We start from the raw sequence: 17,030 nt of genomic DNA, 5'->3' as shown, positions 1-17,030 counted from the left end.
TGCCGTGGTTCTGTGTAGGAGCCGGCTTGCCGGCGAAAAGGCCCACCAGCCATGCACCGGCCTTGAAAACGCCTTCGCTGGCAAGCCAGCTCCTACGGTGTGCGAGATGCCGTGGTTACGTGTAGGAGCCGGCTTGCCGGCGAAGGGGCCCGCGAGCCATGCACCGGCCTTGAAGACGCCTTCGCTGGCAAGCCAGCTCCTACGGTGTGCGTGATGCTGTGGTTCTGTGTAGGAGCCGGCTTGCCGGCGAAGGGGCCCGCGAGCCATGCACCGGCCTTGAAGATGCCTTCGCTGGCAAGCCAGCTCCTACGGTGTGCGCGATGCCGTGGTTCTGTGTAGGAGCCGGCTTGCCGGCGAAGGGGCCCACCAGCCATGCACCGGCCTTGAAAACGCCTTCGCTGGCAAGCCAGCTCCTACGGTGTGCGTGATGCCGTGGTTACGTGTAGGAGCCGGCTTGCCGGCGAAAAGGCCCGCGAGCCGTGCACCGGCCTTGAAAACGCCTTCGCTGGCAAGCCAGCTCCTACGGTGTGCGTGATGCCGTGGTTTTGTGTAGGAGCCGGCTTGCCGGCGAAGGGGCCCACCAGCCATGCACCGGCCTTGAAGACGCCTTCGCTGGCAAGCCAGCTCCTACGACTGGCGCAACATCGGCGATATCCCCACAGGGGCTGGTCAGGCGAGGCTGGGTTCGGCGCTGGGGGTTTCGGCGCTGCGCAGGTAGGCCTGGTACAGCGCCGCGTAGGCGCCGTTCTGCCGGATCAGTTGCTGATGCGCGCCTTGTTCCACCAACCGGCCGTGGCGGATCACGGCAATTCGCTGGGCATCGCGGATGGTCGCCAGGCGGTGGGCAATGATGATTGCCGTGCGCCCTTGGCACAGCCGACGCAGGGCGCGTTGAATGCGCCGCTCGGTGTGGATGTCCACCGCCGAGGTGGCTTCGTCCAGCACCAGCACCGCCGGGTTGGCCAGATAGGCCCGCACCAGGCACACCAGCTGGCGCTGGCCATGGCTCAGGTGCCCACCCAGGGGCCCGACTTCGCTGTGGTACTGGTGCGGCAGGCGCTCCAGTACTTCATCGGCGCCCAGCTCCCGGGCCGCCGCGATCAGGGTTGCGTCATCGGCGCCGGGGGCGGCCAGGCGCAGGTTGTCGAGGATGCTGCCGCTGAACAGCACGTTGTCTTGCAGCACCACAGCCACCGCCCGGCGCAGCTCATGCTGGGCCAGATGGCGGATGTCCACGCCGTCGAGTTTCACCGCGCCGCCCTGTACGTCGTAGAAACGCGTCAGCAGTTGCACCAGGGTGCTCTTGCCATGACCCGAGGGCCCGACGATGGCCAGCACTTCCCCGGCCTGGATCTTCAGCTCCAGGTCGTTGATCACCGGCGTGGCGCTGTGGGGGTCGTAGGCAAAGCGCACCTGCTCGAAGTGCACCTCGCCCCGCAGCTGCGGCAGAGGCTGCGGGGTCTGGCAGTCCTGCACCTGGGGCCGAGTGTCGAGCAGCAGGAATATGCGCTGGGCCGAGGCCGAACCGGTGGCGTAGCGCTCGAACAGATCGGACAGCTCCTGCAGCGGACCGAGGAACAGGAACACGTAGAACAGGCTCTCGGCCACTTGGCCGACGCTCACCTGATGGTCGGCCAGCCCGTAGCCGCCCACCAGCAACAGGGCGGCCATGCCGGCGCTGCTGAGCAGGGCGGTGAAGGGGGCGAACCAGCCGGAGCGCAGGCTGCCGCGGATCAGCGCCTGATTGAAGTCGTCCAGCAGGCCGCGATAGCGCTGCAGGTTGGCCGCTTGCTGGCCACATTGCTGGAGCATGCGCACGCCGCTGACGCTTTCCACCAGATGGGCGGTGAAGCGGCTGCGGTTCTCCGCGACCCTGGCCCAGTTGCGCTGGGAGATGCGCTTGAAGCTCCAGGTCGCCAGCACCAGCAGCGGCACGGTCGCCGCCAGACTGAGGAAGAAGCGCGGCTCGATGCGCCACAGCATCACCGCGGCCAGCCCGCAGCGCAGCAGGGCCCCCAACAGTTCCGGAGGGCCCTGGATCACCAGGGGTTCCAGGCTGTCGACGTCGCGGTCGGCGCGGGAAATGATCCGTCCGGCACGGGTCTGGTCGAAGTAGCTGACACTCAGGGCCTGGATATGGGCGAACACCTGGACCCGCAGCGCGTTGAGCACGCGGATCGCCGCGCTGCCGGCGATGAACTGCGAAACCCCGGCCAGGAGGAAACGCCCCAGCCAGCTGGCTGCCAGGCCCAGGCCCAGGCCCAGCCACAGCAACAGCGATGAGTCCAGCAGCCAGTGGCCCTGTTCCGGCACTAGTCCGTGGTCCAGCAGTTCACGCACGAACCAGGGCCGCAGGAACACCGTGAACACCAGCAGCAGCTCGATGCCGATCACCGCCAGGATGGACCCGCGGATCGGCCGCAACAGTGGCAGCAGGCGGGTGAACATGCGACGGTCCAGGGCCTTGCGGGCGAGCATTTCTTCAATTTCGATATCACTCAGGGCTTTGCCGGCGGTGGGCTTAGTCATGGTCGATTCCCAGCAGGTCGCGGTAATGGGCGTTGCTCTGCGCCAGTTCGGCGTGGCGGCCGCTGGCGCTGATGCGCCCGTCTTCGAGCAGCAGCACCCGATCCGCCAGAAGCAGGGTCGAGAGCTTGCTGCTGATCACCAGCAGGGTGGTGGCCCGACCCTGTTCGCGGCGCAACTGGCGGATGTTGTCCAGCACCCGGCGTTCGCTGATGGCGTCCAGGGCGCTGGTGGCGTCGTCCAGGCACAGGATGTCCGGCGCGCCGAGCAGGGCCCGGGCCAGGCTCAAGCGCTGGCGCTGGCCGCCGGAGAGGGTCACTCCGCGATCCCCCAGGCGGCTGTCCAGGCCGTGGGGCAGGCGCTCCAGCACATCTTCGGCCGCGGCCAGGGCCAGCCCACGGCGCAGCGCCTGGTCGCTGGCATGGGGCGCGGTCAGACGCAGGTTGGCGGCCAGGGTGTCGGAAAACAGAAAGCTCTCCTGCGGCACCACATGCACCCGGCGGCGCAGTTGCTCCAGGTCCAGGTCGCGCACGTCCTGCCAGCCGTGTTGCTCGGAGCCCAGCAGCAGGCGCCCGCCAGAAACCTCGCACAGGCGCGGCACGAGGCTGGCCAGCAGACTCTTGCCGGTGCCGGTGGCACCCACCAGGGCGACCACTTCGCCGGGCTGCAGGGTCAGTGAGCAGTCATCGAGAATCTGCCGTCCGCCACCGGGGGCGCGAACGCTGACCGCCTCCAGCTTCAGCCCCAGGGGCGTGTCCGGCAGCCGGGCGTTGCCGCTGCCAATGGCGATGGGTTCGTCCAGCAGGTGCCAGATGCGCTCGGCGCTGGAACGGGCGTCGGCGAAGGTCTGCATGACCCGGCCGATGCCTTCGATGCGAAACACCAGGGTGGTGACGATCAGCAGGGCGCTGACCAGCTCGCCGATCCCCAGTTGCCCGGCGGCCACCCGATGGGCGCCATAGACCAGGACCCACACGTGGCTCATGGCGACCACCGCCTGGGGCAGGGGAATTCGCGAGCTGGAATAGGCCAGGGCGCGGCGCGCGTGGCCGGCGAACAGGGCTACCTGGCTGGCAAAGCCCTGTATGCGGCTCTGCTCCAGGGCGAAGGACTTGATCACCCGCACTCCGCCGATGCCCTCGCTGAGGTCCTGGTTGACCCGGTCGTAGGCCGCGCCCACGGCGCGATCCAGGCTCACCAGGTGTTCGGTCTGGCGCACGAAGATCCACAGGCCGCAAGCGGTCAGCAGCAGCGGCACCAGCGCCAGCCAGGGGCTGTACCAGGCCAGCAGGCCCACCGTGGCCAGCACCACCAGGGGCGTTTCCACCACCTGGCGCCAGAAGCTGATCAAGGCATCGCGGACCTTGTCGGCATCGCGGGTGGTGCGGGTGATCATCTCGCCCATGCCGTGCTGCCAGTGGTAGCCCAGGTGCAGCCCCTGGACCTGCTGCAGGATGCGTTCGCGCAGGCGGGTCAGCAGCTCCTGGCTGAGCACCAGGGACAGGACGCCGGCGGCGTACTGCAACACGCCGCGGGCCAGGGCCACCGCCAGCAGCAGCCACAGCCAGTACCAGCCACGGCTGGCGTCCAGGCTGCCGTCGGCCAGTCTTTGTACGGCGCGTCCGCTGCTGACATCGTTGACCGCGTGGCCGATCAGCCACTGCTGCCAGACCAGCCCGAGGTTGACCGCGATATACAAGGCGGCCACCAGGGCGAAGCGCCAGGGCATTTCCCGGTAGATCGCCAGCGCGCGCAGAAGAGGGTGTTTTTCGATCATGCAGGGCTCGTTCAAAAAATCGGCCACCCCCCGTAGGAGCCGGCTCGCCGGCAATAGGCCCCCGAGCCTGGTGTCGGTCTTGAGGGCGCCTTCGCTGGCAAGCCAGCTCCTACGAGGGGTGGCGGTGGTGGTTGGGGTTATGGGGTCGGGCGGGTCGCGCCCTGTTGCTCCTTGGCGTTGAGGATCGCGGTGTATTCGCCCGGGTCGACGCCGTTGAGGTAGTAGTTGCCGACGTGGTGCAGGCGCCAGCGGATCGGGTCGTGGGTGGTGTGCACCCGGGCGTTGCGCCAGAAGCGGTCGAGGTTCCATTTGCTTAGGGAAGAGCTGGCCCCCAGCAGCGAGAAGATATCGCTGGAGATCTTCAGCGAGGCGCTGTCGGAATGGGCACGGGCGGTGGCCACACTGAGGATCAGCTGGTCCTGCAGCTCCTTGTTGTCCGGGTCCTGTTCGTGTTCGTCGAACACCCGGGCGGCATCGCGCAGCAAGGATTCGGCGGCGCGCAGGGCCACGGCGTATTCACCGATCTGCTTGATGATGTGCGGCTCCTGGCTGGCGTGGTCGACGCCGCTTTCGACCCAGGGCCGGGCGTGTTGCTTGAGGTAGTCCACTGCGGCCCCCAGGGCCCCGGCGGCGATCCCGGTGTCGATGGCCGCATGCAGGATCTGCGGGAAGGTCAGGCCGGTGCGCTTCATCGGGCCCTTGCGCGGCGAGACGAAGTCTTCGTCCAGTTCGATGTTGTCGAAGATCACCGTGCCGCTGACTGAGTTCTGCTGGCCGAAAGCGTGCCAGTCGTCCACCAGGGTTAGCCCCGGCGCGTTGCGGTTGAGCAGCACCCCGGCGCCGCCGTCCTCGCTGGCGGCGGTCAGGGAGATCCATTCGGCCAGGTAGGAGCCGGTGGAGTAGAACTTGCTGCCATTGAGGATCAGCTTGCCATCGGCCCGGCGTTCGATGCGGGTCTTGAGGGCGAACTTGTTCTTGCCGCCGACTTCCGCCAGGGCGTTGCCCAGGCGTTTGCCGGCCAGCACGTCGCTGACCAGGCGGTCGCGCACCGCCTCCGGATAGCCGTTGAAGAGGCCGCGCAGCATCACGTTGTGAATCTGCAGCAACTGCCCGACGCCGCCGTCGGCCACCGAGATCAGGCGCACCGTCTCGACAATGGTCGCCACCGAGGCTCCCAGGCCACCGAAGGCCTTGGGCACGCCGATGGCGGTCAGGCCGCTCTCGGACAACAGCTGGGCCTGCCGCCGCGGCAACTGACCGTTGGCCTGGCTGTCGGCGGCGATGGCGGCAATTTCCGTGGCGATTTCCCGGGCCGCGGCGATGGCCTCGGCCTCGCTGCCCAGGACGCGGATCGGCGTTTCGGAAAGGGTTTGGACGCTACTCATGCTGGTACCTCTATCTAAGAAATCCGTTCCTGACAGGACGCCGGCTTTTGCCGGCGCCTTCGCTGGCAAGCCAGCTCCTACAGGGTTTCGCGGTGCATCTGTCTGTGTAGGAGCCGGCTTGCCGGCGAAGAGGCCCTTGAGCCTGGCATCGCCCTTGCGGACGTCTTCGCTGGCAAGCCAGCTCCTACAGGGTTTCGCGGTGCATCTGTCTGTGTAGGAGTCGGCTTGCCGGCGAAGAGGCTCTTGAGCCTGGCATCGCCCTTGCGGACGTCTTCGCTGGCAAGCCCGCTCCTACAGCACAGGGGCTGTTTGAGAGGGCTTGAGCAAGTTCTGCGCCAGGGTCTTTTTCAGGTGCTGAAAATTTGTGGTGGGCCTTGTCCGGCAAGGCCCGGGGCGGGGTGGCCAAGGCCTTGTTCATGTGCGGTTGTTGCTGGGGCAGCACCGTCCGCCGCCGGGCTGCTGCGCTGGCAGCAGTCGTCATGCAACCTTGCTGGCCGGGCAGCAATCATGGCCGCGGTTTTATCCCGGGTATTGGCCCAGGCCGCGTAATCCGTGGCTTTGCGCGGTTGGCACGGGCGCTGCAAAGGCTCTGGCAACCGCCATTGCACAGGAACTGGCCCATGACACTCGCTGCTCCGTTACGTTCATCCGCTGCCCGCTCCGGACTGGAACAGATCTGGTTCACCCGCTGCCCGGTGCCCACCGCTTCCGGGATCGCCTACAAGCTGGGCTGGCTCGGCGAAGAGTTCGCCGCCGACGGCCTGCCGGTCGCGACCCTGCAGGAAACCCGGCAACTGGGTCATCACCATTACGATCACCAGTTGCCCGGGCTGTTTCGCGAGGGCGGCAACGTCCCGGCACTGGCCGCCCGCGCCGCCGGTTCGCCGAGCCGACTGATCGGCCTGACCTGGATCGAGGAATGGCAAACCCTGCTGGTGCGCCCGGATTCCGGTATCAGCCGGCCCGAACACCTCAAGGGCAAGCGCCTGGCGCTGCCGGCCTGGGGCGACAACCGTCCGGGCAGCATCGCCCGGGCCATGAGCCTGCACGGCTATAAAGGCGCGCTGAGTCTGGCGGGCCTGGGGTTCGACGACGTCGAACTGGTTGAAGTGGCGCTGCAGGACCAGGAACGGGCCGCGACCCCGCAGGAAGGTCTGCAGCGCTTGTGGTCGGGCCTGGACTATCTGGTGCGCGGCGAAGTGGATGCGGTCTACGTCAAGGGCGCCGCCGCGGCCGACGCGGCGCGGCGCCTGGGGCTGGTGGTGGGCATCGACCTGGATCTGATCGCCGAGCCGCGCTATCGCATCAACAATGGCACGCCACGGCCGATCACCGTGCACCAGAGCCTGCTGGACGACCACTTCGACCTGGTGGTGCGCTTTCTCGCCCAGACCCTGCGGGCCGCCGATTGGGCGGCGCACAACCGTCCTGCACTGAACGCCATCCTCGAAGAAGAAACCCGGGCCGGCAGCGCCGGGGTGAATGAGGCCTACCGCGGCGACTTCCACACCACCCTGGCACCGGATCTGTCGCCACAGCGCCTGGAGTTCCTCGATATCCAGAAAAACTTCCTCTATCGGCACGGCTTCCTGGAACGGGATTTCGCCATCGCCGACTGGGTCGACCCACGCCCCTTGCAAGCCGCCCATGAACTGCTGGCCCAGCGCCGCGCCTGAACCCGGAGACTCGCCATGACCGCATTGCTCAACCCACAACCCATCACCCAGGAACTGCAGGCCTTCGTCGATCAGGTGCTGCTGGAGGCCGAACAGGCGTTCACCGTGTTCCGCGAAACCCGGACCATCACCGCCAACGGCACCGTGGGCTTCATCGAGCGGGTGCCGGGCCAGGAATTGCTGGTGTCGGTGAACTACGGTGGCCCGTGGAACTACCGCAAGCCACTGCAGGCCACGGTCACCGACTTTGCCGGCCAGGTCATCCTCGGCCAGGGCAAGGGCGGCCTGGGGCGCTACACCAAGCTGTTCCAGGAGCATGCCGACATCACCACCGTGTCCCACGTGCACTCGCCGTACCTGGGGGCCTGGGCCCAGACCCACCGGACCCTGCCGTTTCATTACGTGCCGGTGCAGCGCTACCAGCTGGCCCGGGAGTTGCCGGTGTACATCGATCGGCGCCAGCCCGAGGTGGATTTCATCCTCGACAGCATTGCCCAGAACCCCTTCAACCTGGCGATCCTCGAAGCCAATGGCGGCTCCACGGTGTGGGGCAAACAGGGCCTGCGGGCCACGGCGGAATTCATCCTGCTGTTGGAAGAGGGCGCGCAACTGCAACTGCTGGCCGATGCCCTGGGCGGTTCCCGGCCCTACGGCCCGGGGGTACTGACCCAGCAATGGAAGATGAGCGGCCTGTACGAGCGCGCCACCGAACTGGGCCTGGTGCCCGGCATCGACCGTCGCTGACCCGCAACCCACAGCGCCACGGCGCGGGCCTCGGCTTGCGTAGGAGCTGGCTTGCCAGCGAAGGCGTCGCGAGGAGCGGCGCCAGGCTCAAGGGCCTGTTCGCCGGCAAGCCGGCTCCTACAGGGCAGCGCAGGCAGGACAGGATTCAATCATTCAAGGAGCAAGCGCATGGCAGTCAAGATTCTCTGGTACCTCACCACCCCCGACGGCCCCTATCCCTGGGAACCACAAGGGCGCTGGAACACCGATTTCCAGCACCTCAAGCAACTGGCGGTGGCCAGCGACCGCCTGGGTTACTACGGCTCGTTGCTGGGCTCCAGCCCCAATGAAAGCCTGGCCGTCTCGGCGGCGTTGATCGATGCCACCCAGCGTCTGCGCTTTCTGGTGGCGCAGCATCCGGGTGAGTTGTCGCCGGCGGTGCTGGCCAAGTGGGCGCTGACCTTCGATCAGTTCTCCAACGGCCGTCTGCTGTTCAACGTGGTCAATGGCAGTGACGCCGGGCTGGCCACCCTGGGGGTGCACTATCCCCACGATGAGCGCTACGACTTCAGCCTGGAGTACTGGCGGGCCTTCCAGGGCTTTTACGCCGGCGACACCGAGGGCTACGACGGCCGCTACGTCAAGCTGGCGCCGCGCGCCCCGGCGGCGGCCGATCATCCCCTGGGCGGCTGGCATGCGCCCCGGCAACGCCCCGGCATTCCGCTGTGGGGCGCCGGCACCTCCGGCCCGGGGGTGGCCCATTCGGTGCAGTTGCTCGACGTGTACCTGAGCTTCGCCAACACCCCGCCCAAGCTCGGCGAGAAGTTCCGCAAGGTGGCCGCCGAGGCGGCGAAGATCGGCCGTGAGCTGACCTTCGGCACGCGCCTGCAGATCATCGTCAGGGACACCGAGGAGGAGGCCTGGGCCCACGCCGAGGCGCTGTTGCAGCGCACTTCGTTGCAGACCGCCCGGGCCTCCATCGAACGCCAGTTGCCCCCCGGGCAAACCCTGGACAGCTTCCACAGCGACGACCCGCAGATTCAGCGCAACCTGGAAACGATCCGCGCCGGGCGCCTGCCCAAGGCCCGGGACCTGGAGATCTACCCCAATGTCTGGCTCGGTCCCAGCCTGTTCGGTTTCAACATCCTCGGACCGGCCGCTGGTACCTACCTGGTGGGCAGCGCCAAGCAAGTGGCCGAACGCATTCGCGAGTACGAAGAGCAGGGCACCTCGGCCTTCATCCTGTCGGGCTTCCCGTTGATCGATGAAGCTCACCGGGTGGCGGACCTGCTGTTCCCGCTGCTGGACCTGGACCACGGCTTCGAGGTGCCGCGCCTGGGTGTCAGCCCGGCGCCCCGGCAGCCCGCACCAGCCGCCGAGCCGGCCTGAGGAGCGCGCCATGAGCGAAGTCTTCTCCCGTCGGGAGTTTCTCGGCCATTCCCTGGCCGTCGGTGGCGGCCTGCTGCTGGGCGGCAGCCTGCTCAGCGGCTGCGATGGCGGCGCGGCGCCGCTTGATGCGGCGCTGCTTGCCAGCACGCCGCAGCGCGGCGGACGCCTGCGGGTGGGGATCATCGATGGCGACCAGTCCGGCAACCTCGACGCCCACAAGCCGGTGGGCGGCGGGATCATTCGCGGCTGGGCGCTGTACAGCAAGTTCTGGGAATGGAACCCGGACGTCAGCACCCGGCTGGCCCTGGCGGAGTTCGCCGAGCCCAACGCCGACGCCAGCGCCTGGACCATCCGCATCAAGCCGGGGCTGGAGTTTCACCACGGCAAGAGCATCGGCGCCGACGACATGCTGTTTTCCATCCTGCGCCTGACCGATCCGCAACTGGCCTCGCCGTTTGCCGGGCTGGTGGCGGCCATCGACCGCCAGGCCCTGCGCAAGCGCGATGAGCGCACCATCGAGATCCGCTTCAAGGAGGGCCAGAGCTTCTTTCCCCTGGACGAAACCCTGATCAGTTTCGGCGGCATCGTGCCCACCGACTACCACCCGCAGACCAACCCGGTGGGCGCCGGGCCCTACAGGCTCAAGCGCTTCATTCCCGGCCAGCGCTCGCTGTACAGCCGCTTCGAGAATTACTACAAGCCCGGGCAGCCCTATGCCGACGAGTTGGAGATCATCGAGTTCAAGGACCAGGTGTCGCGGGCGGCGGCCCTGCGCGCCGGGCAGATCGACGTGGCCAGTGGCGTGCAGGCCGAGCACAGTGCCTTGTTCCGGGCCGATCCACGGCTGCGCTTCTATGCCTCGCCAAGCACCTCCTTTACCGGCTTCAACCTGAATCTGGCCAAGGCGCCGTTCCAGGATGTGCGGGTGCGCCAGGCGTTCCGCCTGCTGGCCGACCGTCAGGAACTGCTGGACCGTGGCCTCAATGGCTTCGGGCGGATCGCCAACGACCTGTATTCGCCCCACGACCCCACCTACAACCACGGCATTGCCCAGCGCCCCCATGACCTGGAGCAGGCCCGCTCGCTGCTGCGTCAGGCCGGGCAGAGCGATCTGCGGGTGGAGCTGACCACGCCCCCGGGGCCGGGGGTCAACGCGGCCCTGGTGTTCGCCCAGCAGGCGAAGAAGGCCGGGGTCGAGATCAAGGTGACCCAGGTCGACGGATCGCTGTTCAACGGCCCGCAGCGGGAAAACTGGTCGCTGTCGCCGGGGAGCACGCCGGCCCGGGGCTTTCTCGCTTCGGCGCTGCACAACGATGCCCCCCAGGCCATCTACAACCGCAGCAACTTCCACGACCCGCGCTTTGCCGAGCTGTACCGCCAGGCCCTGGCCCAGCCCGACCTGGAACAGCGTCGGCTACTGGTGCACGAAGCCCAGCTCATCCAGCACCAGCGCGGCGGCCTGCTGATCTGGGGCTTCAACGACGTGCTGGACGCCGCCTCGGTGCGGGTCGGCGGCCTGGTGCCGGAACAGACAACCTTCGCCTCCTGGCGCTTTGACGACATGTGGTTGAACCATGCCTGATGCTTGCCGCAAGACTCCCCGCACCCCGGCCTGGCTGTCCTGGTTCATCGGCCGCCTGGGCTACGGCCTGCTCACGGCCTGGGTCATCAGCCTGGTGGTGTTCATCGCCACCCAGGCGCTGCCCTCGGACCCGGCGCGGGTGATCCTCGGCCCCGACGCGCCGCTGGACAGTATCCTCACCCTGCAACGGCAACTGGGGCTGGACCGGCCGCTGCTGGAGCAATACCTGCACTGGCTGGGGCAGACCCTTCGCGGCGACCTGGGACGATCCCTGGACTCCGATGCCCCCGTGGCCGGGATTGTCTTCGCACGCCTGGGCTATACCCTGGCGCTGCTGGCCGGGGTCATGGCGCTGGTGGTGCCGGCGGCGCTGCTGCTGGGGGTGACCCTGGCCCTGCGCCGCGACAGCCGCCTGGATCGCTGGAGCCTGTCGCTGCTGATCCTGCTCAAGGCGACTCCGGGCTTTCTCCTGGCCATCGCCCTGGTACTGCTGTTCTCCATGCCGCACATGGACCTGCTGCCGGCGGTGTCGATCCTCGATCCGCAGTTGTCGCTGTGGCGCCAGTTGCCGTTCCTGGTGCTGCCGGTGCTGGCCCTTGGCCTGTCGGCGTTGCCCTACCTGACGCGCATGGTGCGCGCGGCGATGATCGAGGCCCTGGAGTCGGACTACGTGATCGCCGCGCGGCTGCGGGGCATTCCCGAGAGGCGCATCGTCTGGCGCCACACCTTGCCCAATGCCCTGGTGCCGGCGATCCAGGGCGTGGCCCTGACCCTGCGCACCCTGATCGGCGGGGCACTGCTGGCGGAGGTGGTGTTCAGCTACCCGGGCATCGGCACCTCGCTCAATTCGGCGATCCAGATGCGCGACCTGCCGATGATCCAGGGCATCGTCCTGGTGATCACCCTGGCGGTGGTGCTGATCAACCTGCTGGCGGACCTGGCGACCGTGCTGTTGACCCCCAAGTTGCGCACGGCGAGGCGGGTCAGCCTGATTCGCCGCAACCGGCGCGGCATCCAGCCCTGGTGGCGCCGTTCGGCGCCCAAGGCCCCCTGAACCTGCAGCATGAGAACTGATGCATGAGCGATTTCCCGACGATTTCCCGTCCATGGCCCACCGAGCCGCAAACCCGCAAGGGCGCCCTGATCACCCTGCTGGTGGTGCTGCTGGCCCTGCTGGGGCCCTGGCTCGCGCCCCGGGGCAGCACCGAGATGCTTGGCCCGGTGTATGGCGCCCCCGGCGCCGGGGCCTGGCTGGGCTACGACTTTCTGGGCCATGACGTGCTGTCACGGCTGCTCAGCGGCGGCCTGTCGGTGTTGTGGATGTCCCTGGCTGCGGCCGGCATCGCCTTGCTGGTGGGCACCACCCTGGGCCTGCTGGCCGGCCTGTCGCGGCGGCGCCTGGATCAGGCGATCAGTTGGCTGGCGGATGTGTCCCTGGCCTTTCCCGATCTGATCCTGGTGCTGCTGATCGTCTCCATGCTGGGCCGCGCGCCCTGGCTGATCGTGCTCACCGTGGCCATTGCCTTCACCCCCGGGGTGGTGCGTCTGGCCCGGGGCAGTGCGGTGGCGGTGGCCGGGCAGGAGTTTGTCGAGGCGGCGCAGATGATGGGGTACTCGCGCTGGCGGATCGTGTTTGGCGAGATCCTGCCGAACATCCTCACGCCCTTGCTGGTGCACTTCGGCAACCTGCTGACCTGGGGCGTGGGCATGCTTTCGGGCCTGAGCTTTCTCGGTTACGGGGTGGCGCCGCCGGCCGCCGACTGGGGGCTGATGATCAATGAAAACCAGGCCGGCCTGCTGGTCCAGCCCTGGGCGGTGCTGGCGCCGGCCTTGCTGATCGGGGTCTTCGCCTATGGCACCAATATCCTCGCCGAGGGCATTGGCCGCAGCCGGGCGCGGATCGGGGAGAAGCGCCCATGAACGCCGTGGTACAGGTTGCCCGGGAAGCCGGGGTGCTGCAGGTCCAGGCCTTGCGGGTGGAGCTGGATAGCGGCGCCGATGTGTTGTCGGGGGTGTCGTTCAAGGTTGCTGCCGGGGAGATCCTCGGCCTGGTGGGAGAGTCGGGTTCGGGCAAGACCACCCTGGCCACGGCCCTGCTGGCCCATGCCCGACAGGGTGCGCGGATTGTCGGCGGTCGGGTCGAGGTGGCCGGGCAGTCGTTGCTGGAACTGGGCGGCGATACCCTGCGCCGCGCCCGGGGCAGCCTGATCGGCTATGTCGCCCAGGACCCGGCAACCGCCCTCAACCCGGCGCTGCGCATCGCCGAGTTGCTAGGGGAAACCCTGGCGGTGCATCAGTTGCATCTGGACCGCGACGCGCAGCGCCAGCGCATTCACGACACCTTGCAGGAGGTGGGGCTGCCGAGCGACCCCGAGTTTTTGCGGCGCTTCCCTCACCAACTGTCCGGAGGCCAGCAGCAGCGGGTGATGCTGGCCCTGGCCTTCGTTCTGCGTCCGCAACTGATCGTGCTCGACGAGCCGACCACGGCCCTGGACGTGACCACCCAGGCGCACATCCTCGCCACCTTGCGCCGCCTGTGCAAAAGCCTGGGGGTGGCGGCGATCTACGTGTCCCACGATCTGGCGGTGATCAAGGACCTGGTGGATCGGGTGCTGGTGATGTACGCCGGGCGCATCGTTGAAAGCGCCAGCCGCGAGGCGCTGTTTCGCCAGCCGGCCCATCCCTATACCCGGGGGCTGCTGGCGGCGATTCCCGATGTCGGCCGGCGCCGGCCGCTGCTGGCGATTCCCGGGCAGGCCCCGGCACCCGGGCAGCGGCCCAGCGGTTGTGCCTTTGCGGCCCGCTGCCCTCGGCGCAGCGCGCCATGCACCCTGGCGGAACCGGCCCTGCAGCCGTTGTCCGGCGAGGTTCAGGTAGCCTGCATCGACCCGCACCGGCACCCGCTGACTGAGCCGCAGCCGCTGTTGTCCGACCGGCCGCGGCAGCCGGACGGTGCGCCGCCGTTGCTGGAGGTGCAAGGGCTGAGCGTCGCCTACGATCGCCAGGTGCTGTTTGACGTCTCGCTGCAGGTGGCGCCGGGCGAGTGCCTGGCCCTGGTGGGCGAATCCGGCTCCGGCAAGACCAGCCTGGCCCGGGCCCTGGCCGGGCTGGGGGAGAACGCCGAAGGCCGGGTGCGCTATGCCGGCCAGCCCCTGAGCCTGTCTGCCCGGCAGCGCGACAAGGGGCGGCGGCACCAGATCCAGTACATCTTCCAGAACCCCTACCGGGCGCTGAACCCGCGTCACACCCTGTACCAGACCCTGAGCGCGCCGCTGGCGCATTTTTTCGGCATCAAGGGCGACCAGGCCCGGGCCCGGGTGAACGCGGTGCTGCAACGGGTATCGCTGTCGCCGGCCCTGGCCGACCAGTACCCCCACAGCCTGTCCGGCGGGGAACGCCAACGGGTGGCGATTGCCCGGGCGCTGGTGTGCGAGCCGACGCTGTTGATCTGCGATGAGGTCACCTCGGCCCTGGACGTCTCGGTACAGGCCTCGATCCTGGCCTTGCTGCGGCAACTGCAGGAGGAGGGGCTGACCTTGCTGTTCGTCACCCATGACCTGGGGGTGGTGCGCGCCATCGCCGACCGGGTGCTGGTGCTCCAGCACGGGCGAGTGGTGGAGCAGGGCACGCTGGAGCAGGTGCTGGACCGGCCCGAAGCGGCCTACACCCAGAGCCTGCTGGACAACTCGCCGCGGCTGGGCTGACGGCGACATCTTCTGCGGCAATTGCGCCGTTTTTGCTGGCCAGCCAGCTCCTACAAGGCCTGCGCGCACCCGTAGGAGCCCGCTTGCCGGCGAATGGGCCCTCACAGAAACACCCCGATCCACAACTCCCCGCCGCAAGCGTCCCCACGCATTAGCCTTCCCCTGTGAACCGAGCATTCGGAGGGCAACACCATGCTCCAGCGTTTTCACGGCAACCGACTGCGTACCGCACGCTACTCGCAAACCGGCCAGATCTACCTGCTCACCGCGGTGACCCACTGCCGTGAGCGGTGCTTCGACGATTGGCGCATCGGCCGCCTGCTGGTGTGGCAACTGCGTCAGGCCCAGCGGCAAGGGTTGGCCCATTCCCTGGCCTGGGTGGTGATGCCGGATCATCTTCACTGGCTGCTGGAACTGGGCGGTTGCTTATTGGCGGCCCTGATGCGCCGGATCAAGTCCTGCAGCGCACGGGAGATCAACGCCCACCTGCAACGCAGCGGTCGGCTTTGGCAAAAGGGCTACCACGATCGCGCCCTGCGTCGTGACGAGGACCTGCGCGTGGTGGCCCGCTACCTCATCGCCAACCCGATTCGCGCCGGCCTTGTCACCCGCCTGCACGACTACCCCCTGTGGGACGCCGTGTGGCTGAAGGATTCCTGAGTCGGGTGTTGCTCTTGCGGACGTCTTCGCTGGCAAGCCAGCTCCTACCGAGTCTGCGCCGTGCGTGGTTTTGCATGTAGGAGCCGGCTTGCCGGCGAAGAGGCCCGTGAGCCGGGTGTTGCTCTTGCGGACGTCTTCGCTGGCAAGCCAGCTCCTACCGGGTCTGCGCCGCGTGTGGTTTTGCATGTAGGAGCCGGCTTGCCGGCGAAGAGGCCCGTGAGCCGGGTGTTGCTCTTGCGGACGTCTTCGCTGGCAAGCCAGCTCCTACCGGGTCTGTGCCGCGTGTGGTTTTGCATGTAGGAGCCGGCTTGCCGGCGAAGAGGCCCGTGAGCCGGGTGTTGCTCTTGCGGATGTCTTCGCTGGCAAGCCAGCTCCTACCGGGTCTGTGCCGCGTGTGGTTTTGCATGTAGGAGCCGGCTTGCCGGCGAAGAGGCCCGTGAGTCGGGTGTTGCTCTTGCGGACGCCTTCGCTGGCAAGCCAGCTCCTACACGGCAGGGTGGGGGGAGGGGGATCGGCGGGCGGCGGCTTCGCGGACCGCGGGGATGATCCAGCGGCCGTAGTCGATGGTGTCGTAGTAGGGGTCGTAACCGCGATTGAGGAAGGTGGTCACGCCCAGGTCGACGTAGTCCAGCAGGGCCTGGGCCACGGTTTCCGGGGTGCCCACCAGGGCGGTGGTGTCGCCGTAGGCACCGACCGCGGTGGCGGTGGGCATCCACAGCGCGCGGTCGTGGCGGTCGCCGCGGGCCGCGGCCGCCAGCAGGCGTTCGGAGCCGGTGCCCTTGAGGCGCTTCTGCCACGGGCTGCCGGCGGCGAACTGCGGGTTAGCCTGGATCTGCGCGAGGATCCGCTCGGCCCGTTGCCAGGCCAGTTCTTCGGTGGCGCCCAGGATCAAGCGCACCGACAGGCTGACCCTGGGCGCGGTCACCCCTGCGGCGCGGGCGGCGGCCTTGAGCTTGCCGATCTGTTCCGCCACGCCGTCCAGCGGCTCGCCCCACAGGGCATAGAGATCGGCGTGCTTGACCGCGATTTGGTAGGCGATGTCCGACGAGCCGCCGAAGGAGATCGGTATGTGCGGCTGTTGCAGTGGTTTCACCGGAGAGAAGGCGCCCTTGAGCGTGAAGTAGCGGCCTTCGAAGTCGAAGGGCTCCTCGGCGGTCCAGGTGCGTCGCACGATCTCCAGGTATTCGTCGGTGCGTTTATAGCGTTCGGTCTTGTCCAGCAAGGTGTCGCCTTCCTGGGGTTCGGCGGTGATGCCGGTAATCGCATTCAGGCGGATGCGCCCGCCGCCGGTGGTGTGGTCCAGGGTGGCGAAGGCCCGGGCGGCCACCGTGGGGGCGCTGAGGGCCGGGCGGTGGGCAATCATGAAGCCCAGGCGCTCGGTGTGGGCCGCGGCGTAGGCGGCGATCTGCAGGCTGTCGGCGCTGCCCGGGCCGCTGGCGATCAGCACCCGGTCGAAGCCGGCGTGTTCATGGGCGCGGGCGTGCTGGCGGATGAACTCCAGGTCGAAGTCCGGGCTGCGTATGCCGCGGGTTTCGGACCATTGACGGGGGAAGATCATGCCGACGAATTCGATGCTCATAGAGGGATTTCCTGGGGGTGAGAGACAAG

12 protein-coding genes are annotated in these 17,030 nt (G+C 68.0%); 8 read left to right on the top strand and 4 right to left on the bottom strand.

Annotated features, from left to right (window positions below; all coding sequences use genetic code 11):
• Positions 1-669: 669 nt before the first annotated feature.
• The 3 genes from L1O02_RS16340 to L1O02_RS16330 all read right to left on the bottom strand — a co-directional run bounded on the left by L1O02_RS16340 (position 670) and on the right by L1O02_RS16330 (position 5,688).
• Positions 670-2,529, bottom strand: a complete 1,860-nt coding sequence (locus L1O02_RS16340; RefSeq protein ID WP_235758299.1) for an ABC transporter ATP-binding protein — start codon at positions 2,527-2,529, stop codon at positions 670-672.
• Positions 2,522-4,303, bottom strand: coding sequence for an ABC transporter ATP-binding protein (locus tag L1O02_RS16335; protein ID WP_108543554.1), 1,782 nt, complete (start codon positions 4,301-4,303; stop codon positions 2,522-2,524). Before L1O02_RS16335 ends, L1O02_RS16340 begins: the two co-directional genes overlap by 8 nt.
• Before the next feature lie 137 nt (positions 4,304-4,440).
• Positions 4,441-5,688: an acyl-CoA dehydrogenase family protein gene (locus tag L1O02_RS16330; protein WP_108543556.1), complete on the bottom strand. Its 1,248-nt coding sequence runs from the start codon at positions 5,686-5,688 to the stop codon at positions 4,441-4,443.
• A 620-nt stretch (positions 5,689-6,308) separates the two neighbouring features.
• Between L1O02_RS16330 and L1O02_RS16325 the strand changes: the two genes are divergently transcribed.
• The 8 genes from L1O02_RS16325 to L1O02_RS16290 all read left to right on the top strand — a co-directional run bounded on the left by L1O02_RS16325 (position 6,309) and on the right by L1O02_RS16290 (position 15,422).
• Positions 6,309-7,364, top strand: a complete 1,056-nt coding sequence (locus L1O02_RS16325; protein WP_108543558.1) for an ABC transporter substrate-binding protein — start codon at positions 6,309-6,311, stop codon at positions 7,362-7,364.
• Between the two features lie 15 nt (positions 7,365-7,379).
• Entirely contained in the window at positions 7,380-8,108 is a 729-nt protein-coding gene (locus L1O02_RS16320) for a class II aldolase/adducin family protein (protein WP_235758297.1), read from the top strand.
• Positions 8,109-8,276: 168 nt separating this feature from the next.
• The gene (locus L1O02_RS16315; protein WP_108543563.1) at positions 8,277-9,476 is read left to right on the top strand and encodes an LLM class flavin-dependent oxidoreductase; all 1,200 of its coding nucleotides are present in this window, start codon (positions 8,277-8,279) and stop codon (positions 9,474-9,476) included.
• 10 nt (positions 9,477-9,486) lie between these two features.
• Entirely contained in the window at positions 9,487-11,058 is a 1,572-nt protein-coding gene (locus tag L1O02_RS16310) for an ABC transporter substrate-binding protein (RefSeq protein WP_108543565.1), read from the top strand.
• Entirely contained in the window at positions 11,051-12,112 is a 1,062-nt protein-coding gene (locus L1O02_RS16305) for an ABC transporter permease (RefSeq protein ID WP_108543567.1), read from the top strand. The genes L1O02_RS16310 and L1O02_RS16305 overlap by 8 nt, the downstream gene beginning before the upstream one ends.
• 23 nt (positions 12,113-12,135) lie before the next feature.
• Positions 12,136-12,978, top strand: a complete 843-nt coding sequence (locus L1O02_RS16300) for an ABC transporter permease (protein WP_129406041.1) — start codon at positions 12,136-12,138, stop codon at positions 12,976-12,978.
• Positions 12,975-14,762 carry an ABC transporter ATP-binding protein gene (locus tag L1O02_RS16295; protein ID WP_108543569.1) on the top strand — a complete coding sequence of 596 codons (1,788 nt, stop codon included), beginning with the start codon at positions 12,975-12,977 and terminating at the stop codon, positions 14,760-14,762. The genes L1O02_RS16300 and L1O02_RS16295 overlap by 4 nt, the downstream gene beginning before the upstream one ends.
• Positions 14,763-14,954: 192 nt before the next feature.
• A complete protein-coding gene (locus L1O02_RS16290; RefSeq protein ID WP_108543571.1) occupies positions 14,955-15,422 on the top strand; it encodes a transposase in 468 nt (155 codons plus the stop codon).
• 484 nt (positions 15,423-15,906) lie between these two features.
• On the opposite strand, the gene L1O02_RS16285 is transcribed toward L1O02_RS16290, so the two are convergent.
• Complete coding sequence (locus L1O02_RS16285) at positions 15,907-17,001, bottom strand: LLM class flavin-dependent oxidoreductase (protein WP_235758295.1); 1,095 nt, start codon at positions 16,999-17,001, stop codon at positions 15,907-15,909.
• Positions 17,002-17,030 lie beyond the last annotated feature (29 nt).

The sequence above is a fragment of the Pseudomonas sp. BC42 genome (assembly GCF_021560055.1).
Classification (GTDB): domain Bacteria; phylum Pseudomonadota; class Gammaproteobacteria; order Pseudomonadales; family Pseudomonadaceae; genus Aquipseudomonas.
This window is presented reverse-complemented; position numbering and strand designations above follow the sequence as displayed.